15 protein-coding genes are annotated in these 20,218 nt (G+C 73.1%); 5 read left to right on the top strand and 10 right to left on the bottom strand.

Annotated elements, in window-relative coordinates; all coding sequences use genetic code 11:
• Positions 1-480: 480 nt before the first annotated feature.
• Both ACF08F_RS04965 and ACF08F_RS04960 read right to left on the bottom strand, forming a co-directional pair.
• Entirely contained in the window at positions 481-1,851 is a 1,371-nt protein-coding gene (locus tag ACF08F_RS04965; RefSeq protein WP_392297074.1) for an FAD-dependent oxidoreductase, read from the bottom strand.
• A 329-nt stretch (positions 1,852-2,180) separates the two neighbouring features.
• Positions 2,181-3,092: a TIGR01777 family oxidoreductase gene (locus ACF08F_RS04960; RefSeq protein ID WP_392297073.1), complete on the bottom strand. Its 912-nt coding sequence runs from the start codon at positions 3,090-3,092 to the stop codon at positions 2,181-2,183.
• 47 nt (positions 3,093-3,139) lie between these two features.
• Between ACF08F_RS04960 and ACF08F_RS04955 the strand changes: the two genes are divergently transcribed.
• On the top strand, positions 3,140-3,640 hold the full coding sequence (locus tag ACF08F_RS04955; protein ID WP_392297072.1) for a GNAT family N-acetyltransferase: 501 nt from the start codon (positions 3,140-3,142) through the stop codon (positions 3,638-3,640).
• A gap of 34 nt (positions 3,641-3,674) precedes the next feature.
• Here ACF08F_RS04955 and ACF08F_RS04950 read toward each other — a convergent pair whose 3' ends face one another.
• Positions 3,675-4,319, bottom strand: a complete 645-nt coding sequence (locus tag ACF08F_RS04950) for a TetR/AcrR family transcriptional regulator (protein ID WP_392297071.1) — start codon at positions 4,317-4,319, stop codon at positions 3,675-3,677.
• A gap of 120 nt (positions 4,320-4,439) precedes the next feature.
• Between ACF08F_RS04950 and ACF08F_RS04945 the strand changes: the two genes are divergently transcribed.
• Both ACF08F_RS04945 and ACF08F_RS04940 read left to right on the top strand, forming a co-directional pair.
• A complete protein-coding gene (locus ACF08F_RS04945; RefSeq protein ID WP_392297070.1) occupies positions 4,440-5,234 on the top strand; it encodes an SDR family NAD(P)-dependent oxidoreductase in 795 nt (264 codons plus the stop codon).
• Positions 5,234-6,073: an SDR family NAD(P)-dependent oxidoreductase gene (locus tag ACF08F_RS04940; protein ID WP_392297069.1), complete on the top strand. Its 840-nt coding sequence runs from the start codon at positions 5,234-5,236 to the stop codon at positions 6,071-6,073. The genes ACF08F_RS04945 and ACF08F_RS04940 overlap by 1 nt, the downstream gene beginning before the upstream one ends.
• Positions 6,074-6,275: 202 nt before the next feature.
• Here ACF08F_RS04940 and ACF08F_RS04935 read toward each other — a convergent pair whose 3' ends face one another.
• Positions 6,276-6,800: a DUF4240 domain-containing protein gene (locus tag ACF08F_RS04935; protein WP_392297323.1), complete on the bottom strand. Its 525-nt coding sequence runs from the start codon at positions 6,798-6,800 to the stop codon at positions 6,276-6,278.
• A 110-nt stretch (positions 6,801-6,910) separates the two neighbouring features.
• On the opposite strand from ACF08F_RS04935, the gene ACF08F_RS04930 reads away from it, so the two are divergent.
• Positions 6,911-7,831, top strand: coding sequence for an SDR family oxidoreductase (locus ACF08F_RS04930; RefSeq protein WP_392297068.1), 921 nt, complete (start codon positions 6,911-6,913; stop codon positions 7,829-7,831).
• Positions 7,832-7,853: 22 nt separating this feature from the next.
• On the opposite strand, the gene ACF08F_RS04925 is transcribed toward ACF08F_RS04930, so the two are convergent.
• From ACF08F_RS04925 to ACF08F_RS04900, 6 genes are all read right to left on the bottom strand, one after another.
• The gene (locus ACF08F_RS04925; protein WP_392297067.1) at positions 7,854-8,819 is read right to left on the bottom strand and encodes a helix-turn-helix transcriptional regulator; all 966 of its coding nucleotides are present in this window, start codon (positions 8,817-8,819) and stop codon (positions 7,854-7,856) included.
• Positions 8,820-8,960: 141 nt separating this feature from the next.
• The gene (gene aceE / locus ACF08F_RS04920) at positions 8,961-11,666 is read right to left on the bottom strand and encodes a pyruvate dehydrogenase (acetyl-transferring), homodimeric type (RefSeq protein ID WP_392297066.1); all 2,706 of its coding nucleotides are present in this window, start codon (positions 11,664-11,666) and stop codon (positions 8,961-8,963) included.
• 319 nt (positions 11,667-11,985) lie between these two features.
• Positions 11,986-12,609: a GntR family transcriptional regulator gene (locus ACF08F_RS04915; protein ID WP_392297065.1), complete on the bottom strand. Its 624-nt coding sequence runs from the start codon at positions 12,607-12,609 to the stop codon at positions 11,986-11,988.
• Between the two features lie 129 nt (positions 12,610-12,738).
• Entirely contained in the window at positions 12,739-14,541 is a 1,803-nt protein-coding gene (sucB, locus tag ACF08F_RS04910) for a 2-oxoglutarate dehydrogenase, E2 component, dihydrolipoamide succinyltransferase (RefSeq protein ID WP_392297064.1), read from the bottom strand.
• A gap of 62 nt (positions 14,542-14,603) precedes the next feature.
• Positions 14,604-15,992, bottom strand: coding sequence for a dihydrolipoyl dehydrogenase (gene lpdA / locus ACF08F_RS04905; protein WP_392297063.1), 1,389 nt, complete (start codon positions 15,990-15,992; stop codon positions 14,604-14,606).
• Positions 15,993-16,291: 299 nt separating this feature from the next.
• Positions 16,292-17,800 carry a leucyl aminopeptidase gene (locus ACF08F_RS04900; protein ID WP_392297062.1) on the bottom strand — a complete coding sequence of 503 codons (1,509 nt, stop codon included), beginning with the start codon at positions 17,798-17,800 and terminating at the stop codon, positions 16,292-16,294.
• Positions 17,801-18,114: 314 nt separating this feature from the next.
• On the opposite strand from ACF08F_RS04900, the gene ACF08F_RS04895 reads away from it, so the two are divergent.
• Complete coding sequence (locus ACF08F_RS04895) at positions 18,115-20,208, top strand: hypothetical protein (protein WP_392297061.1); 2,094 nt, start codon at positions 18,115-18,117, stop codon at positions 20,206-20,208.
• The last annotated feature ends 10 nt before the right edge of the window (positions 20,209-20,218 follow it).

Raw genomic sequence — 20,218 nt, 5'->3', positions numbered from 1 at the left:
GAGCCCCCGGGCCCGAGCCCCCGGGCCCGAGCCCCCGGGCCCGAGCCCCCGGGCCCGAGCCCCCGGGCCCGAGCCCCCGGGCCCGAGCCCCCGGGCCCGAGCCCCCGGGCCTGGGCCATGAGCCCGAGCCCTGGGACGGAGCCCGAGTCCCGGGGCAGAGCCCAACCCGGGCCCCGAGCCCGAGCCCTGAGCCCGAGCCCAGTTCGAGGCCCTGGGCCTGGGCCACGAGCCCGAGTCCCAGGACGGAGCCGAACCCGCGCCCGAGCCCGGGCCGGAGTTCCGGGAGGGAGCCGACCCCGGGCCCCGGGCGCCGAACCCGGCGCCCCGAACCCCGGCGCCCCGGGCGCCGAACCCGGCGCCCCGAACCCCGGCGCCCCGGGCGCCGAACCCGGGCCCCGAGCCCCCGGCCCGAGCCCCGAGGCCGCGCCTCAGGTCGGCGCCGGGGCCGTGCCTCCGGCCGGGGGCACGGACCCGGCCGCGTTACGCGGCCTCCTCCGTCGGCTCTTCCTCCTCCTTCGGGAGGCGGTGGCCGAGGTCGGTGAGGAGGGCGCGGGCCGCTCGGGTTCCCGAGGCGAGGGCGCCCTGGGGGGTGCCCGCGTCGCGGTGGTCGCCGCACACGTACAGGCCCGCGAGCAGCCGGACCGGGCGGCGGGCGTCGTACGGCGGCGGCATCGCCGGTACGGCCTCCGGGGTGTGGTGCAGCGCCAGCAGCTCCCACTCGTCGGTCGACGTGCCGTACAGCGTGGCGAGGTGCTTGCGGACCCGGCGCTCCGTGTCGTCCGGCGGCGCCCCGAGCAGCGTCGAGGTGATCAGGGCCCGGCCCTCAGGGGCGCGGACGGGGTCGACCGCGCTCATCACGGCCGTGTGGGCCACCGGCCCGCCCGGGTCCGACTCCAGGAGCAGCGCCGGATCCCCGGTGGGTGCCACGGGCGCCGTGTGGTGGAGCACCGTCACCGCGTGGAAGGCAGGAGTCCGCAGGCCGGGCAGCAGCTCGGCCGCACTCCGCGCCCCCGTGGCCATCAGCACCGAGCGACAGCCGAGGACCCCGTGCTCGGCGGTCGTCACCCGGGAGACGGACGCCTCCGTGACCCGGACGCCCGTACGGACCGTGCCGGGCGGCAGCCCGGCGGCGAGCCGCTCCGGGAGGGACGCCGAGCCGCCCTCCGGCACGGCGAGCCGGCCCCGGGCGAAGGCGCGCAGCGCCAGGTCCGCCCGGCGGCTCGACATGCCGAGGTCCGGGTCGCCGAGGAGCGCCGCCAGCAGCGGCCGCAGCACGCCCTGCACGGTCCGGCCGGGCAGCCGCGCGGTCAGCGCCTCGCGCGCCGTCCGCTCGGGGCGGGCGAGCAGCCGCTGCGAGGGGGTCGCGGCGAGCCGGACCAGGGAGGCCCCGAGCCGCGCCTGGTCGAGCGAGGCCGCAGGACGCCGGGGGGCGCTCGCGAGGGCGCGCGCCACACTGAACGCTCCCCCCACGCTCCGGTGCCCACCGCCGCGGTGCGCGCCGCCCGTCCGGCGCGGGTGCGGGGCGCCCCATCGGGCGTACCGGCCGTCGCTGTGGACGAGGACACCCGGGGCGAAGGGGCGCAGCGCGAGGCCGTCGAGCCCCGGCGCGGCCCGCAGTTCCTCGGGCGACAGGGTGAGCAGGGGGCCCACCCGGTCGAGCAGGAAGCCGTCGACGGAGTCGGTGGCCATCCGGCCGCCCACCTGCGGCTCCGCCTCCAGGACGGCGACGGAGAGTCCGGCGTCGGTCAGTCGGCGGGCGGCCGTGAGCCCCGCGATCCCGGCCCCCACGATGACGACGTCGACGGTTTCCCCGACGTCCGTTCGCTGTGCGGTAGTTGCGGTACTGAGCACGTGTCCCTCCCCAGGTCGGCGCCGCCGGTGGGAGGCCTTATGCCCCCAACCGGCCCCCGGAATGCCCGCGTTCGCGGTCGTATCGAACAATGGGCATCGAGCCTAGGGAGCGCGCCCACGGAAGTCGGCCCGCGCGCGGCGGGGTGCACGCAGCACGGGGGAGCGCAGGGAGCGGCGGGAGCCGTGAGGGGAAGGCGCCTCGGCCGAGGGGGAAGGGCCGTCGGTGGCGGGGGAAGGGCCGTCGGTCGCGGGGGAGGGCCCCTCGGACACGGGGGACGGGAAGGGGCGGCCCGGTCGCGGAGGAGACGGCCCTCGGCCGCCGGGAGGGGTCAGTCGGCCGCGGCCCGGATCGCCTCGTCGATCGTCGGGAAGGCGAAGTCGAAGCCGGACTCCAACAGCCGCCCCGGCAGCACCCGCTGACTGCCCAGCACGTCCTGGGCGAAGTCCCCGAGCACCAGCTTCAGGGCGGGCGCCGGGACCGTGAACAGGGTCGGCCGCCGCAGGACCCGGCCCATCGCGGCCGTCACCTCCCGGTTGGTGACCGGCTCGGGGGCCGTCAGGTTCACCGGGCCGGACAGGGCCGGGGTGTCGACCAGATGGCGCAGGGCGGCCACCTCGTCGTGGAGCGAGATGTGGGACCAGTACTGGCGGCCGTCGCCCATCCGCCCGCCGAGCCCGGCACGGAAGACCGGGAAGAGCCGCCCCCACGCCCCGCCCTCGCGGGCCACGACCAGGCCGGTACGGGCGTACGCGACGCGGATGCCGGCCTCCTCCGCGGGGGCCGCGGCGGCCTCCCACTCCACGCACACCGAGGGCAGGAAGCCCGTCCCGGCGGGCGCGCTCTCGTCGACCGCGCGGCTGCCGGTGTCCCCGTACCAGCCGAGCGCCGTGCCGCACACCAGGACCTCCGGCGGCTCGGCGAGCGAGGCCAGCGCCTCGGCGACGGCGCGCGTGCCGAGGACGCGGCTGTCCCGGATCTCCCGCTTGTACGCCTCGGTCCAGCGGCGCTCGCCGACCCCGGCGCCCGCCAGGTGGACGACGGCGTCCACCCCGACGAGGCCGGCGGCGTCCACGTACAGCCGCCTCGGGTCCCACTCGACCTCGTCGGCGGTCGCGGCGGGCCGCCTGACGAGGCGGAGGACGTCGTGGCCGTCGGCGCGCAGGGAGCGGACGAGGGCCCGGCCGATGAGTCCGGTGGCGCCGGTGACGGCGACGCGCTTGCGGGAGGCGGAACGCTGCATGGGCCCATCCTGCCCTTCCGGCGCCGTTGCGTGACACAGTGGCGCTCATGATCGTGCCGGAGACGCAGATACGTATCGCCGACGCCGCGGACGGGGACGCCCTCGGCGTGCTCGACCGGGCCGCCTGGTCGCCCCTGCACGCGGTGCTGCCCGAGCCGACGGAGCCGTACGAGCCCTTCTTCGACGACCGTCACCGGCCCGGGGACTACCTCGTCGCGGTGGTGGACGGCGCCGTGGCCGGATACATCCGGCTCGCCCTCCCGACCCCGCTCGCCGCCACCGCCCATGTGCGCCAGATCCAGGGCCTCGTCGTCGACGGGTCCGTCCGCGGCCGGGGCGTGGGGCGGGCGCTGCTGCGGGCGGCCGCGGAGCGGGCCCGCGCGGAGGGCGCCCGCCGGATCACCCTGCGGGTCCTGGGGCACAACGCGCCGGCGCGGGCGCTCTACGCCTCCGAGGGCTTCGCGGTCGAGGGGATCCTGCCGGGCGAGATGCTGATCGACGGGGAGTACGTGGACGACGTCCTGATGGGCCGCTCGCTCATCGGCTGAGCCGCCGTCCGGCCCGTCGGCGAGGAGCCGTGCGCTAACCGGCGTCCGGCCCGTCCGCGAGGAGTCGCATCCCGCCCATCAGCTCGCGCAGGCAGCGGACGGCGAGGGCGGCCGGTGAGCCCTCGCCGCGTACCGGCGCGTCCGTCTCCGCCCAGGTCTCCAGGGCGATCCGGATGGCGTCCGTGGCCGCCGCCGCCGCGAGCCGGAGCTCCAGCGGGTCGGTCCCCGGGCCCGCGAGCCCGGCCAGGACCTCGCGCAGCTTCTCCTCGGACTCCTGGTTGACCCGGTACCAGACGGCCCGCAGTGCCGGGTCCTCCGCCGCCGCCCGCAGGAGCCCGCGCGTCCAGAGCAGTCCTTCCGCCGCCTCCTCGTCCGCCGCGGCCAGCGACTCGGCGATCGAGCGCTCCAGCGCCTCGGGGAGGCGGGCCCCGGGGCCGGCCGCCGCGAGCTGCTCGCGCCAGCGGTCGGCGCCGCCCGCGAGGAGCGGGGCCACGGCGTCCTGCTTGGAGCGGAAGTAACGGTAGAAGGTGCGCAGGGCGACCCCGGCCCGCAGGGCGATGTCCTCGGCCGTGGTGCCGTCGGGCCCGCGCTCGGTGAAGAGCTCGGCGGCGGCACGGGCGATGTCCAGCTGGGTCGCGGCCTTGCGGCGCTCCGTCAGGGAGGGGGGCTTGGTGCTCACCGTACGTAGGGTACGCCCGTGCCTGCTGAAAGTGCATGCCGTGCAACTCTGGCAAAACGTGCCACTCGGGCGTACGGTGGCAGGCGTTCCACGGAAGCTTGACATCGAGAGGTTGCCGCCATGAACCAGCTGACCCGTTACGAAGGACGCCGCGCCCTCATCACCGGCGGTGGCTCCGGCATCGGCCAGGCCACCGTGCTGCGCGTGCTCGCCGAGGGCGGCCGGGTCGTCGCCGCCGACATCAGCGAGGACGGCCTCAAGGACACCGTCGCCAAGGCCGGCGAGGCCGCCGACCGCCTCACCACGGTCGTCGTGAACGTCGCCGACGAGGCCTCCGTACGGGCCGGCGTCGCCGCCGCGGTCGAGGTGCTCGGCGGCCTCGACGTCTTGGTCAACGCGGCCGGCATCCTGCGCTCCTCGCACACCCACGAGACGAGCCTCGACTCCTTCGAGCAGGTGCTCCGGATCAACCTCACCGGCACCTTCCTCATGATCCGCGAGTCGATCCCGGCCCTCCTGGAGGGCAACGGCTCCGCCGTCGTGAACTTCTCCTCGACCTCCGCGATGTTCGCCCACCCCTACATGGCGGCCTACGCGGCCAGCAAGGGCGGCATCCAGTCCATGACCCACGCGCTCGCCGCCGAGTACGCCAAGCAGGGCATCCGCTTCACCGCCGTCCAGCCCGGCTCCATCTCCTCCGGCATGACCGACGGCACCGGCGCCAGCAAGCAGTCGATCGGCCCCGGCCTGCCCGAGGACACCGACTGGTCCCTCTTCGCGAAGCTCGCCCCCGCCCTCGGCCAGGGCTTCGCCGGCCCCGAGACGGTCGCCGGCGTCGTCGCGATGCTCGCGAGCGAGGACGGGAAGTTCATCACCGGCACCGAGGTCCGCGTCGACGGCGGGACGCACTTCTGATGGGCGCCCTCGCCGCGCGCGTCTTCGGCGGCCGTACGGCCGTCGTCACCGGCGCCTCCTCCGGGATCGGCGCCGGGCTCGCCCGGCACGCGGCGGGGCTCGGCATGAAGCTGGTCCTCGCCGACATCGCCGCCGAGCGCCTCGCCGCCTTCGCCGAGGAGCTGCGGGCCACCGGCGCCGAGGTGGAGGCCGTGGTGACCGACGTCGCCGTCCCGGCCTCCGTCGAGGCGCTCGCCGACCACGCGTACACCTCCTTCGGCGCCGTCGACCTTCTGGTCAACAACGCCGGGATCATGGCCATGGGCTACTCCTGGGAGATCCCGGCCGAACGCTGGGACGCCATGCTCCGCGTCAACATCGGCGGCTACGTCAACGGCATCCGGGCCTTCGTCCCGCGCATGCTGGAGCGCGGCGAGAAGGCCTGGGTGGTGAACGTGTCGTCGATCGGCGGCATGCTGCCGAGCCCGCTGATGGCCCCGTACAGCGTCACCAAGTTCGGCACGCTCGCGCTCACCGAGTCGCTCCACCACGAGATGCTCATGAAGGGCGCGCCGATCCAGGTGTCCGTCGTGACCCCCGGCTCGGTCAAGAGCGAGATCTTCCGGGCCGCCAGGCCCGGCGAGGACACCCCGCCCGAGATCGCGGCCTTCAACGACCACCTCCAGACCCTCGCCGACGAGCACGGGCTGACCCCCGAGGAGCACGCCGAGCGCGTCTTCGAGATGGTCGCCGAGGGGAAGTACTGGGCGATCCCGCAGCCGGAGCAGCTCTTCCCGGCACTCCAGCCGCGCACGGACATGATCCTCAACCAGGTGAACCCGCGGCTCCAGCAGGGCTGACGGACACCACCGGCGAGCAGCCGGTACGGAAAGGGCGGCAGCCGGTTCGGAAGAGCCGGCGGCCCGCACGGAAGAGCCGGTACGGACCCGGGGCGGGACGGCGCCCCGGGTCCGTACCTCCGTACCTCCGTACCTCCGTACCTCCGTACCTCCGTACCTCCGTACCTCCGTGCCTCCGTACTTCCGTGCCTCTTTCCCTGGCCTACGGCGCCGCCCCGAAGCGCTCCCACAGCCGTGGGAAGCGCGCCGCGAGGACACCCTCGTCCTCCAGGTCGAAGGGCGCGCCCAGCGGCTCCCCGCCCGGCATCGGAATGCCCAGGTCCGGAGTCTCGCCGCCGGTCAGCTGCTCGTACGCCTCGTCCGCCGCGAAACCGATCTCCTCGCCGTCCCCGTCGATCTCCACGTCGAAGTCTCCGAGCAGCTCCGCGAGCGCGTCCGGATCGTGCACCGCCCCCTCGAAGACCTCCCGGCCCTGGCCGATGAGCCAGCAGCGGAAGAAGTCGAAGGTGTCGTCGCCGGATCTGCCGAGGAGCACGGCCGCCGCGCCCCACACGTCCCAGAGGTACGCGCGGTTGAAGCGCGCCTCGAAATGGCGGGCGTAGTCCAGCACCGAGTCGGGATCGAGCCGGGTCAGCCGTTCCACGAGCAGATCGGCCTGCTCCTCGGGGTCGCCCTCGGCGGCCTCGCGGGTGGCGTCGATGATCTCCCAGAACTCCGTCTCGTCCATCACGGGACCAGCATCGTGTCTCGACGCGCGCGACGCACCCGGAATGCCCGAAGAGCTCCGGAAATGAATCCGGACAGAAGATGTCGTACTTTCCTGCCAGTCTGGTGACCATGACGACGGAAACCACACCCCTGCGGGGACGTATCTGCCTGGTCGCCGGAGCCACCCGGGGCGCGGGACGGGCCATCGCCGTCCAGCTGGGCGCCGCCGGAGCCACCGTGTACGTCACGGGGCGCACCACCCGCGAGAAGGTCAGCGAGGTCGGCCGCGCCACCGAGACCATCGAGGAGACGGCCGAACTGGTGACGGCCGCCGGGGGCGAGGGCATCGCCGTGCCGACCGACCATCTGGAGCAGGACCAGGTGCGGGCCCTGGTCGACCGGATCGACCGGGAGCGGGGCCGGCTCGACGTCCTGGTGAACGACGTGTGGGGCGGCGAGCACCTCCTCGTCTTCGGGAAGAAGACCTGGGAGAACGACCTCGACGACGGCCTCAGGATGCTCGAACTCGGCGTCCGGACGCACGTCATCACCTCGCACACGGCACTGCCGCTGCTCATCCGGCATCCCGGCGGACTCGTCGTCGAGCTCACCGACGGCACCACCGAGTACAACGGCACCCGCTTCCGCGAGAACCTCTTCTACGACCTCGCCAAGAACGCCCCCCTCCGGATGGCCTTCGGCCTGGCCGCGGAGCTGGAGGAGCACGGCGCCACGGCGGTCGCCCTCACCCCCGGCTGGCTCAGGTCGGAGCAGATGCTCGAAGCCTTCGGCGTCACCGAGGAGAACTGGCGCGACGCCGTCGGGAAGATCCCCGGCTTCGCCGTCGCCGAGTCCCCGACGTACGTCGGCAGGGCCGTCGCCGCCCTCGCCGCCGACCCCGACCGCCACCGCTGGACGGGCCGGTCGCTGTCCAGCGGCCAGCTGGCGAAGGAGTACGGCTTCACGGACGCGGACGGCTCCCGCCCGGACGCCTGGGGCTTCATGCTCGCGGGCGAGACGGGCACGCCGGACGTGGCCGACTACCGGTAGGCGCCGCCGGGGGAGCAGCCGCTCAGGCGTACAGCGCCGCCAGGGCCGCGGCCGCCGCCGTGAAGCGTGCGCGGAGGGCGGTCGGGGCCAGGACCTCGGCCTCCGCGCCCAGGGTGAGGAGCTGCGAGAAGGCGACCTCCTCGCTCTCCACGCGCAGGGCGATCCGCACCCGGCCGTCGTCCTCCGCGACCCCCGCCGCCAGGGCCTCCTCCGCCGCCGCGCGGTCCGTCACGTGCGGCAGCCGCCGCGCGCCCGCCGCCGTGAGCCGTAGCTCCACCTCCGCGCGGAGCAGCGAGCGGGCGAACTCCGACGCCCGCTCCGCCCAGAACGACGGCAGGTCGAAGTCCTCGTCCCGGACGAACCGCTCCTCGCCCACGGCGACCGCCGTGAACCGGTCCACGCGGTACGTGCGGAAGGAGGAGCCGGCCCGCGCGCACACGTACCAGACGCCGGCCTTCAGGACGAGGCCGTGCGGGCACAGCTCGCGGTCGACCTCCTCGCCGTCCCCGCGCAGATAGCGGGCGGAGAGCAGCCGGTCGTCCCAGACCGCCCCCGCGACCGGGGCGAGCAGCTCCGGGGTCTCCGGCTCCTGGTACCAGCCGGGCGCGTCCAGGTGGAAGCGCCGCCCCACCGCGTCGGGGGCGTCCTTCAGCGAGGGCAGCAGCGCCGCCGACACCTTCAGTCGCGCCGCCGAGGCCGCGTCCGCGAGCCCCAGGTCGCGCAGCGCGCCCGGCAGCCCGGAGAGGAACAGCGCCTCCGCCTCGCCGCGCGCGAGCCCCGTGAGCCGCGTCCGGTAGCCGCCGACCAGCCGGTACCCGCCTGCGCGGCCCCGGTCCGCGTAGACCGGGACCCCCGCCTCGGAGAGGGCGAGCGCGTCCCGGGTGATGGTCCGCTCCGACACCTCCAGCTCGGCGGCCAGTTCGGCGGCCGTCATCGACGGACGGGACTGGAGCAGCAGGACCAGCTTGATGAGACGTGCGGCGCGCATGGGCTCATCCTCGCGGCTCGACCGGTCCGCCGGACAGGCCCGGGCCGGACGCGCCGAGGGGCCGTGCCCGTACGGGAAGTACGGGCACGGCCCCTCGGGGACGGCGTCGTGCCGACCGGCAGGCCGGTCAGCCGACCGTGACTACAGGCCGTAGCGCTCGCGCGCCTCCTTCACGGCCGTCGCCTGGACCTCGCCGCGCCGGGCGAGCTGCGCGAGCGCCGCGACGACGATCGACTGGGCGTCCACGCCGAAGTGGCGGCGGGCCGCGTCGCGGGTGTCCGAGAGGCCGAAGCCGTCGGCGCCCAGCGAGGACCAGTCCTGCTCGACCCACTGCGCGATCTGGTCCGGGACCTGGCGCATGTAGTCGGAGACCGCGAGGACCGGGGAGTCGATGCCCTCCAGCGCCTTGCGGACGTACGGCACCTGCTCCTCGCCGCGCAGGAGGGCCGCGTCGGCCTCCAGGGCGTCGCGGCGCAGCTCGGTCCAGGAGGTCGCGGACCACACGTCGGCGGCCACGCCCCACTCGGCGGCGAGCAGCTTCTGCGCCTCCAGGGCCCAGTGGATCGCCGTGCCGGAGGAGAGGAGCTGGATGCGCGAGGCGTTCGCCGGCAGGTCGAGACCGGCCGACTCCGCGGTGTTGAAGCGGTAGAGGCCCTTGACGATGCCCTCGTCGATGCCGGACGGCTTGGCCGGCTGCGGCATCGGCTCGTTGTAGACCGTCAGGTAGTAGAAGACGTTCTGGTCCTCGCCCTCGGCGGCCTCGCCGTACATCCGGCGCAGACCCTCCTTGACGATGACGGCGACCTCGTACGCGAACGCCGGGTCGTACGTCAGCGCCGCCGGGTTCGTGGCCGCGATCACCGGCGAGTGGCCGTCGGCGTGCTGGAGGCCCTCACCGGTCAGGGTGGTGCGGCCGGCGGTCGCACCGACGAGGAAGCCGCGGCCGAGCTGGTCGCCGAGCTGCCACATCTGGTCGGCGGTCCGCTGCCAGCCGAACATCGAGTAGAAGATGTAGAACGGGATCATCGCCTCACCGTGCGTGGAGTACGCGGTGGACGCGGCGATGAAGTCGGCCATCGAACCGGCCTCGGTGATCCCCTCGTTGAGGATCTGGCCGTTCTTGGCCTCCTTGTAGTACATCAGCTGGTCGCGGTCGACCGGCTCGTACGTCTGGCCCTTCGGCGAGTAGATGCCGAGCGACGGGAACAGCGACTCCATACCGAAGGTACGGGCCTCGTCCGGGACGATCGGGACCCAGCGCTTGCCGGTCTCCTTGTCGCGGATCAGGTCCTTGATCAGTCGGACGAAGGCCATCGTCGTCGCCATCGACTGCGAGCCGGAGCCCTTGTCGAAGGCCGCGAAGGCCTTGTCGGCCGGTGCCGGCAGCGGGGCCAGCGCGTGGGTGCGGCGGGCCGGGGCCGGGCCGCCGAGGGCCGCGCGGCGCTCCTGGAGGTAGCGGACCTCGGGGGAGTCGGCGCCGGGGTGGCCGTAGGGCACCTGGCCGTCGACGAACTGCGCGTCCGAGATCGGCAGCTCAAGAAGGTCACGCATGTTCTTGAACTCGTCGGTCGTCAGCTTCTTCATCTGGTGGTTCGCGTTCTTCGACGCGAAGCCCTCACCGAGGGTGAAGCCCTTGACGGTCTGCGCGAGGATGACCGTCGGCGCGCCCTTGAACTCCAGGGCGGCCTTGTAGGCGGCGAAGACCTTGCGCGGCTCGTGGCCGCCGCGGGAGAGGTGGAAGCACTCCAGGATCTTGTCGTCGCTCAGCAGCTGCGCCATCGCGACGAGCGCCGGGTCCTTGCCGAAGAAGTCCTGGCGGATGTAGGCGGCGTCGCGGGTCTGGTAGGTCTGGACCTGCGCGTCCGGGACCTCGCGGAGGCGGCGGACGAGGGCGCCGGTGGTGTCGAGCGCGAAGAGCTCGTCCCAGGCGTTGCCCCACAGCGACTTCACGACGTTCCAGCCGGCGCCGCGGAACTGGGCCTCCAGCTCCTGCACGATCTTGAAGTTGGCGCGGACCGGGCCGTCGAGGCGCTGCAGGTTGCAGTTGATGACGAAGGTCAGGTTGTCCAGGCCCTCGCGGGCGGCGAGCGCGAGGGCTGCCGTCGACTCGGGCTCGTCCATCTCGCCGTCACCGAGGAAGGCCCACACGTGGGACGCGGAGACGTCCTTGATGGAACGGTTCGTCAGGTAGCGGTTGAAGCGCGCCTGGTAGATCGCGGAGAGCGGGCCGAGGCCCATGGAGACGGTGGGGAACTCCCACAGCCAGGGCAGCCGGCGCGGGTGCGGGTAGGAGGGCAGGCCGTTGCCGCCGGACTCCTGCCGGAAGTTGTCGAGGTGGGCCTCGTTCAGGCGCCCGTCGAGGAAGGCGCGGGCGTAGATGCCGGGCGAGGCGTGGCCCTGGATGAAGAGCTGGTCGCCGGAACCGTCGGCTTCCTTGCCCTGGAAGAAGTGGTTGAACCCGGTCTCGTAGAGCCAGGCCGCCGAGGCGAAGGTGGCGATGTGGCCGCCGACGCCGTACTTGGAGCCGCGGGTGACCATCGCGGCCGCGTTCCAGCGGTTCCAGGCGGTGATCCTGCGCTCCATCGCCTCGTCGCCGCCGAACTCGGCGATCGACGGCTCCGCGGAGGTGGGGATCGTGTTGACGTAGTCCGTCTCCAGCAGCTTGGGCAGGGCGAGGCCCGCGCCCTCGGCGTGCTGCAGCGTGCGGCGCATCAGGTAGGCGGCCCGGTGGGGGCCGGCGGCCTTGGTGACGGCGTCCAGGGAGGCCGCCCACTCGGCGGTCTCCTCGGTGTCACGGTCCGGGAGCTGGTCGAGCTCGCTCGGAATCTTGCCTACGGGATCGGTCATGATCGCCGCCTTCCGGACAGGTGGGGGTGGAGAAAAGGGGGCCTTGTCTGGCAGGACAGGGCGAAGGGCCGGGTGACGGCCCGCCGAAGACTGTAAACCGACGATCGATGATCGATCAAAGGGTTGAAGGGGAAAACCTCTTCAGATCGAGAAAGTCGGCACAGGGTGCCGCGAACCAGGGCACCGGGTGCCTCGCATGTGCCTTGATTCTGGCTTGTTCTCGCAGGTGGGAGCGGTCGTCTGAGGGGAGGCCCGCACGAATGAGCGGGCCCACCCGGAGAGGTGGGCCCGCTCGATTCCGGCAACCGGAGGGGAGGCGTCAGGCGCGCGGGGCGCAGCCCAGGACGTGGGCCTTCACCAGCGCCCCGATGTTCGGGTCGCCCCTGCGGAAGGCCTCCACCAGCTCCTGGTGCTCCTCCGCGTACGACTTCTGGACCGTGCCGAGCCAGCGGATCGACAGGGCCGTGAAGACCTCGATGCCGAGCGTCTCCCAGGTGTGCAGCAGGACGCCGTTCCCGGCGGCCTTCACCAACTCCCGGTGGAAGGCCACCGTGTGCCGCACCTGCGCCGTGCCGTCGGCCGTCGCGTCCGCCGCGTACAGCGCCGTCACGTGCGGCTCCAGGGCCGAGCAGTCCGCCGCCAGGCGTCCCGCGGCCAGCTCGGCCGCGATCTGCTCCAGGCCGGCCCGGACGGGGTAGCTCTCCTCCAGGTCGGCCGCGGTCAGGTTGCGGACCCGGACGCCCTTGTTGGGGGCCGACTCGATCAGGCGCAGGGACTCCAGCTCGCGCAGGGCCTCACGGACCGGGGTCTGGCTGACCTCCAGCTCCGTCGCGATCCGCCGCTCCACGATGCGCTCGCCCGGCTTCCAGCGGCCGCTGACGATCCCCTCCACGATGTGCTCGCGGATCTGTTCGCGCAGCGAGTGGACGACGGGGACGGTCATGAAGGCTCCTCGGGGAGTGTTGACCCTTAGACAATACGGCGGCGCCCCCGTCCGGAAACACTTCCGGGCGGGGGCGCCGCAGGTGAGGCTCGTTACGTTGCCAGCGGGCGACGGGTCCTCACATGGCCTTTACAGGCCCAGGTCGACCTCGAACTCGCCGGCCTCGAGGATCGCCTTGACGGCCGTCAGGTAGCGGGCCGCGTCGGCGCCGTCCACCAGGCGGTGGTCGTAGGACAGGGCGACGTACGTCATGTCGCGGACCGCGATCGTCTCACCCAGCTCCGGGTGGTTGATGACGACCGGACGGCGCACGGTGGCGCCGATGCCCAGGATGGCGACCTGGTTCGGGGGCACGATGATCGTGTCGAACAGCGCGCCGCGCGAACCGGTGTTGGAGATGGTGAAGGTCGCACCGGCCAGGTCGTCCGGCGTGATCTTGCTGGCGCGCACGGCACCGGCCAGCTCCGCGGTCTTCTTCGAGATGCCGGCGATGTTGAGGTCGCCCGCACCCTTGATGACCGGGGTCATCAGACCCTTCTCGGAGTCCACCGCGATACCGATGTTCTCGGTGTCGAAGTAGGTGATCGTGCCCTCGTCCTCGTTGATCCGGGCGTTGATGACCGGGAAGGCCTTCAGCGCCTGGGCCGCCGCCTTGACGAAGAACGGCATCGGGGAGAGCTTGACGCCCTCACGAGCCGCGAACGCGTCCTTGGCACGGGCGCGCAGCCGCATCAGCTTCGTGATGTCGACCTCGACGACCGAGGTCAGCTGGGCCTGGCCGTGCAGCGCCTTCATCATGTTGTCGCCGATGACCTTGCGCATGCGGGTCATCTTGACGGTCTGACCGCGCAGCGGGGAGACCGTGAGGGCCGGAGCCTTCGACGCGGCGGCCGGGGCGGCCGGAGCGGCGGCGACAGGGGCGGGAGCGGCAGCGGCCTTCTTGGCCTCGGCGGCCGCGAGGACGTCCTGCTTGCGGATGCGACCGCCGACGCCGGAGCCCTGGACGGCCGACAGGTCGACACCGTTCTCGGTGGCGAGCTTGCGGACCAGCGGGGTCACGTACGCGCCGTCCTCGGCCGGAGCCGGGGCGACCGGGGTGACCAGCGCCGGGGCGATGGACGGGGCGGCGGGCGCGACCGGGGCCGGAGCGGCCACGGGGGCGGCCGGAGCCACCGGCGCGGGAGCCGCGGCCGGGGCGGCCGGGGCCACCGGAGCCGGGGCGGCGACCGGAGCGGCCGGAGCCGGGGCAGCCGGAGCCGGGGCGGCGGCCGGGGCGGCCGGAGCCGGGGCGGCGGGGGCGGCCGGAGCGGCACCCGCGGCACCGATGACGGCCAGCTTGGCGCCGACCTCGGCGGACTCGTCCTCGGCGACGACGATCTCCAGGAGGACACCCGAGACCGGGGCCGGGATCTCGGTGTCGACCTTGTCCGTGGAGACCTCGAGCAGCGGCTCGTCGGCCTCGACGGTCTCGCCGACCGACTTCAGCCAGCGGGTCACGGTGCCCTCGGTGACGGACTCGCCCAGCGCGGGCAGCACGACGTCGGTGCCGGAGGCGGCACCGGCGGCGGGCGCCGCCGCGGGGGCCTCGGCGACCGGCGCCGGGGCGGCCGGGGCCTCGGCCACGGGGGCCGGGGCGGCGGCCGGAGCCGGAGCGGCCTCGGCGGCCGGAGCGGCGGCCGGGGCCGGGGCGCCCGTGCCGTCGTCGATGATGGCCAGCTCGGCGCCGACCTCGACCGTCTCGTCCTCGGCGACCTTGATGGAGGCCAGGATGCCCGAGGCGGGGGCGGGGATCTCGGTGTCGACCTTGTCGGTCGAGACCTCGAGCAACGGCTCGTCGGCCTCGACACGCTCACCCTCGGCCTTGAGCCAGCGGGTGACGGTGCCCTCGGTGACGCTCTCGCCGAGCGCCGGCAGGGTTACGGAAACCGACATGGTTTCAGTTGCTCCTAACGAATTGCGGAAAGTGGTCGTCGCGCCCTGTGATGACGTGAGCGTCAGTCGTGGGAGTGCAGCGGCTTGCCGGCCAGGGCCAGGTGAGCCTCGCCGAGCGCCTCGTTCTGCGTCGGGTGGGCGTGGATGAGCTGCGCGACCTCGGCCGGCAGCGCCTCCCAGTTGTAGATCAGCTGCGCTTCGCCGACCTGCTCGCCCATGCGGTCACCGACCATGTGGACGCCGACCACGGCACCGTCCTTGACCTGCACGAGCTTGATCTCGCCCGCGGTCTTGAGGATCTTGCTCTTGCCGTTGCCCGCGAGGTTGTACTTCAGGGCGACGACCTTGTCCGCGCCGTAGATCTCCTTGGCCTTCGCCTCGGTGATGCCGACGGAGGCGACCTCGGGGTGGCAGTACGTCACCCGCGGCACGCCGTCGTAGTCGATCGGAACGGCCTTCAGACCCGCGAGGCGCTCCGCGACGAGGATGCCCTCGGCGAAGCCCACGTGCGCGAGCTGGAGCGTCGGGACGAGGTCGCCCACGGCCGAGATCGTCGGCACGTTGGTACGCATGTACTCGTCGACCAGGACGTAGCCGCGGTCCATCGCGACGCCCTGCTCCTCGTAACCGAGACCGGCGGAGACCGGGCCGCGGCCGATCGCGACGAGCAGCACCTCGGCCTCGAAGGTCTTGCCGTCGGCCAGGGTGACCTTGACGCCGCTGTCGGTGTACTCGGCGGACTGGAAGAAGGTGCCGAGGTTGAACTTGATGCCGCGCTTGCGGAAGGCGCGCTCAAGAAGCTTCGAGCTGTTCTCGTCCTCGACCGGGACGAGGTGCTTCAGGCCCTCGATCACCGTCACGTCGGTGCCGAAGGACTTCCACGCCGAGGCGAACTCGACGCCGATGACGCCGCCGCCCAGGATGATCGCGGACTCCGGGACCCGGTCCAGGTTCAGCGCGTGGTCCGAGGAGATGATCCGGTTGCCGTCGATCTCCAGACCGGGGAGCGACTTCGGCACGGAACCCGTGGCGAGCAGGACGTGCCGGCCCTCGACGCGACGGCCGTCGACGTCGACGGAGGTCGGGGAGGAGAGGCGGCCGGTGCCCTCGATGTAGGTCACCTTGCGGGAGGCGACGAGACCCTGCAGACCCTTGTACAGGCCCGAGATCACGTCGTCCTTGTACTTGTGCACGCCCTTGATGTCGATGCCCTCGAAGGAGGCCTTGACACCGAACTGCTCCGCCTCGCGCGCCTGGTCGGCGACCTCGCCGGCGTGGAGCAGGGCCTTCGTCGGGATGCAGCCGTTGTGCAGGCAGGTGCCGCCGAGCTTGTTCTTCTCGATCAGTGCGACGTCCAGGCCCAGCTGCGCTCCGCGCAGCGCCGCGGCGTAACCGCCGCTACCGCCGCCGAGGATCACTAGGTCGAAAACGGTGCTGGCGTCGTTCGCCACGTCACGTCCTCCATGCATGTGCGCTCGTCGCCGGTCTTCGATGACCGGGCGGCGGCTGGTGTTCGGCCGCTTTATTTCGGCCCTGTGGTGGGGGCCCTGTCCTGCCGAGAACCCATCTTCGCACTTGTTGACGGATGGCGGGACGCGGGGCCGTGCTGTGAGACGGCCGATCGTCCGTACGGAGGGATCGCCGCAGCGTACGAACCTACGGATTTCGTCGCGGGCGAACAGACGCTCACAGGCGCGGACGGGGGCGGCCCCGGGCATGAGACCCGGGGCCGCCCCTGTCACGGGTGTGCTCAGAGCTCGCCGGCCGCCGTGAGCTCGGCCAGCTTCACCAGGGTGCGCACCGAGGAGCCGGTGCCGCCCTTGGGGGTGTACCCGTACGGGGCGCCCTCGTGGAAGGCCGGGCCCGCGATGTCCAGGTGGGCCCAGGTGATGCCCTCGCCCACGAACTCCTGGAGGAAGAGGCCGGCGACCAGGCCGCCGCCCATCCGGACGCCCATGTTCGCCATGTCGGCGGTGGGGGAGTCCATGGTCTTCCGCAGGTCCGCCGGGAGCGGCATCGGCCAGGACTGCTCGCCGACCTCCTCGGCGATCTCGTGGATCGCGGTCCGGTAGTCGTCGTCGTTGGCCATGATGCCGAAGGTGCGGTCGCCCAGGGCGAGGACCATGGCGCCGGTCAGGGTCGCCACGTCGACGATCGCGTCCGGGTGCTCCTCGGAGGCCCGGGTCAGCGCGTCGGCGAGGACGAGCCGGCCCTCGGCGTCGGTGTTGAGGACCTCGACGGTCTTGCCGCTGTACATGCGCAGCACGTCACCCGGGCGGGTGGCGCTGCCCGACGGCATGTTCTCGGCGAGGGCGAGCCAGCCGGTGACGTTGACGGCGAGACCGATGCGGGACGCGGCGACGACGGCGGCGAAGACGGCGGCGGCGCCGCTCATGTCGCACTTCATCGTCTCGTTGTGGCCGGCAGGCTTCAGGGAGATGCCGCCGGAGTCGTAGGTGATGCCCTTGCCGACCAGGGCGAGGGTCCGCTCGGCCTTCGGGTGGGTGTAGGCGATGCGGACCAGGCGCGGGCCGCGGACGGCGCCCTGGCCGACGCCGAGGATGCCGCCGTAGCCGCCCTTCTCGAGCGCCTTCTCGTCGAGCACCTGCACCTTGAGGCCGTGCTCCTTGCCGGCCGCGGTGACGATCGAGGCGAACGACGCGGGGTACAGGTCGTTCGGCGGCATGTTGATCAGGTCACGGGCGCGGTTCATCTCCTCGGCCACGGCCAGGGCGCGCTCGGCGGCGGCCTTGTACGCCTTGTCGCGCGGCTTGGCGCCGAGCAGGGCGACCTCGGCGAGCGGCTTCTTCGCGTCCTTGCCGCTCTCCTGGTACGCGGTGTAGGCGTACGCGCCGAGCAGCGCGCCCTCGGCGACGGCGGCGGCGTCCTCGGCGGAGGCGATCGGCAGCGCGAAGGCGGCCTTCTTCGAGCCGGTCAGGGTGCGGGCGGCGGTACCGGCGGCGCGGCGCAGGGTCTCCGCGCCGTACGACTCGCCGTCCTCGGGGGCGGAGCCCAGGCCGACGGCCAGGACGACGGGGGCCTTGAGGCCGGCGGGCGCGGGCAGCTTGATCGCCTCACCCTCGGAACCCGAGGCGCCCAGGGTCTCCAGGACGGCGGCGAGCCGCCCGTCGAAGGCCTTGTCGACGGCCTCGCCGCCCGGGGCGACGACGAGCGTCTTCCCGGACTTCGCGACGCCGACCACGAGGGCGTCGGCGCGCAGCGTCGCCGCACCGGCAGTGCTGAGAGTGAGAGCAGTCACGGTGGTGAATTCTCGCTTCCATTGAGTTCTGTGGCGGTCGAGGGATGGGCCGACCGTGCCCGCCGCATCGTATTTCGGCCCGGAGAGCGCCGAGAACGAGCCTACGCTCGCTCACGGCGTTCGCTCACGGCGGCAGTGATTCACTCATCCGTGGTGTCTCTTTCATGTTTACCGTTCAGGCTCGGACCGCTCGTCCACACTCGCCTCAATCCCGCAAGGCGAACGCTCTCGCCTTTGCACCATCTGCATCATCTCCACAGGTCCCGCCGGTCCGGCTCCGGCCCGGGCGGGCCTGCCGAGGGGGGACACCACCGATGGACTCCGGCCGAATCCGCACGCCCAGAACCGCCCGCCGCACCACCGGGCACCGCACCGCGCCCCGTACCGCCCGGGTCGCCGCGCTCGCCGCCGCCGCACTGCTCGCCACCGTCCTGCCGTCCGCACAGGCGGCTGCCGCGCCGACGCCCCGCGTCGACCTGACGGTCCTCGTCGTCGACGACGGCGGCAGCGCCGTCGAGGCGATCACCGCCGAGCTGAAGGGCTCCGGCGTCCCGTACCGCCGGATCGACCTCAACGACCCGAACCGGCCGGTCCTCGACACGGCCTTCCTCAGCGACACGCTCGACGGGCGCCCCCGCGCCAAGTACCAGGGCGTCGTCCTGCCCCACGAGAGCGCCTTCGGCCCCGACTCCGCCGAGCACACCGCGCTCCAGGCCTACGAGCGGACCTTCGGCATCCCGCAGGTCGACGCCTACACCTGGTCGCACCCCGGCGTCGGCCTCGACTACACCGACCAGGGCGGCTGGTCCGGCGTCCTCGACGGCACCACGGCCGGCGTCACCGCCGCCGGGCGGACGGGCCCCTTCCGGTACCTCGCCGGAGCCCTCACCTTCGAGGACAACGACCCGTCGATCGCCGAGAGTTACGGCTACGCGGGCCGCCCCCGCGCCGGCTACACCAGCTACGTCGACATCCCGGTCGACGGCGGCGGCCGGGCCAGCCTCGTCGGCGAGTACACCGCCGACGGCCGCCGCGAACTGGTCGTCACCTTCGCCTACAACCAGTACCAGCGGCAGTTCCGCGCCCTCGCGCGCGGCATCGTCGAATGGCTCACCCAGGGCGTCCACCTCGGCCAGAGCCGCAACTACCTCTCCGTCCACGTCGACGACGTCTTCGCCCCCGACGCCCGCTGGGACTCCACGCTCAACTGCACCCCCGGCGACTTCGACTGCGTCGAGGACGACGGCGAGGGCGTGAACCCCATCCGGATGACCGCCGACGACGCCCGCTACGCCGCCGCCTGGCAGAAGGCCTCCGGCTTCACCCTCGACATGGTCTACAACGGCGGCCAGGGCGAGCAGTGGAAGGCCGAGCACGGCGGCTCCGACCCGCTCACCACACAGCTCCTCGCCGACCGCGCCCAGTACCGGTGGATCAACCACACCTACACCCACCCCTTCCTCGGCTGCGTCCAGGACAACACCACCGTCCCCTGGCAGTGCGCCAAGGACACCTCGGGCAACACCCTCTGGGTCAGCCGCTCCGAGCTCTCCGGCCAGATCCGCAACAACCACAACTGGGCCGTCGGCAAGGGCATCTCCGTCGACCGCTCCGAACTCGTCACCGGCGAGCACTCCGGCCTGAAGACCCTGCCCCAGCAGCCCGTCGACAATCCGAACCTCGCAGGCGCCCTCGCCGACAACGGCGTGAAATGGACCGCGAGCGACAACTCCCGCGAACCGCAGCAGCGTTCCGTCGGCACGGGCAGCGCCGCCGCGAAGACCGTGCCCCGCCACCCCATGAACGTGTACTACAACGTGGGCACCGCCGCCGAGATGACCGACGAGTACAACTGGATCTACACCTCCCGCGCCGACGGCGGCAGCGGGATCTGCGAGGACAACCCCCTCTCCACCTGCCTGCCCGCCCCGCTCCCCACCACCACGGGCTACGCGGAGCGGATCGTCCCGCAGGAGGCCCGCACGGCCCTCTCCCACGTCCTGGGCAACGACCCCCGCCCGCACTACGTCCACCAGTCCAACCTGGCCGAGGAACGACTCCTCTACCCCGTCCTCGACCGCGTGCTCGCCGACTACCGGGCCCTCTTCGCGCCCAGCGCCCCGCTGGTGAACCCGCGTCAGAAGGACGTCGGCACCGAGCTGGGCCGCCGCGCCGCCTGGGACCAGGCCGTCGCCGCCGGAAAGGTCACCGCCTACCGCATCGGCACCACCGTCACCGTCAAGGCCCCGTCCGGCCTCACCGTGCCCGTCACCGCGCCCGAGGGCACCCGCAAGCAGCTCGTGCTCGGCTCGACCGTCTTCGGCACGGGCTACGCGGGCACCCGCTCGGCCTGGACCGCGCCCGAACTGCTCCAGAGCGCCGTCACACTCACGCTCCCGACCGCCTGACCAGCACGTC

This window comes from Streptomyces sp. NPDC015130 (assembly GCF_043080005.1).
GTDB lineage: Bacteria > Actinomycetota > Actinomycetes > Streptomycetales > Streptomycetaceae > Streptomyces.
The sequence above is the reverse complement of the archived record's forward strand: the minus strand, read 5'-3'. Positions and strand labels throughout refer to the sequence as shown.

Excerpts from the sequence above, each read along its gene's own strand:
- ACF08F_RS04960 (WP_392297073.1), bottom strand. The coding sequence starts at position 3,092 with ATGCAGCGTTCCGCCTCCCGCAAGCGCGTCGCCGTCACCGGCGCCACC.
- ACF08F_RS04955 (WP_392297072.1), top strand. The coding sequence starts at position 3,140 with ATGATCGTGCCGGAGACGCAGATACGTATCGCCGACGCCGCGGACGGG.
- ACF08F_RS04945 (WP_392297070.1), top strand. The coding sequence starts at position 4,440 with ATGAACCAGCTGACCCGTTACGAAGGACGCCGCGCCCTCATCACCGGC.
- ACF08F_RS04940 (WP_392297069.1), top strand. The coding sequence starts at position 5,234 with ATGGGCGCCCTCGCCGCGCGCGTCTTCGGCGGCCGTACGGCCGTCGTC.
- ACF08F_RS04935 (WP_392297323.1), bottom strand. The coding sequence starts at position 6,800 with ATGGACGAGACGGAGTTCTGGGAGATCATCGACGCCACCCGCGAGGCC.
- ACF08F_RS04930 (WP_392297068.1), top strand. The coding sequence starts at position 6,911 with ATGACGACGGAAACCACACCCCTGCGGGGACGTATCTGCCTGGTCGCC.
- ACF08F_RS04925 (WP_392297067.1), bottom strand. The coding sequence starts at position 8,819 with ATGCGCGCCGCACGTCTCATCAAGCTGGTCCTGCTGCTCCAGTCCCGT.
- aceE (WP_392297066.1), bottom strand. The coding sequence starts at position 11,666 with ATGACCGATCCCGTAGGCAAGATTCCGAGCGAGCTCGACCAGCTCCCG.
- ACF08F_RS04915 (WP_392297065.1), bottom strand. The coding sequence starts at position 12,609 with ATGACCGTCCCCGTCGTCCACTCGCTGCGCGAACAGATCCGCGAGCAC.
- sucB (WP_392297064.1), bottom strand. The coding sequence starts at position 14,541 with ATGTCGGTTTCCGTAACCCTGCCGGCGCTCGGCGAGAGCGTCACCGAG.
- ACF08F_RS04895 (WP_392297061.1), top strand. The coding sequence starts at position 18,115 with ATGGACTCCGGCCGAATCCGCACGCCCAGAACCGCCCGCCGCACCACC.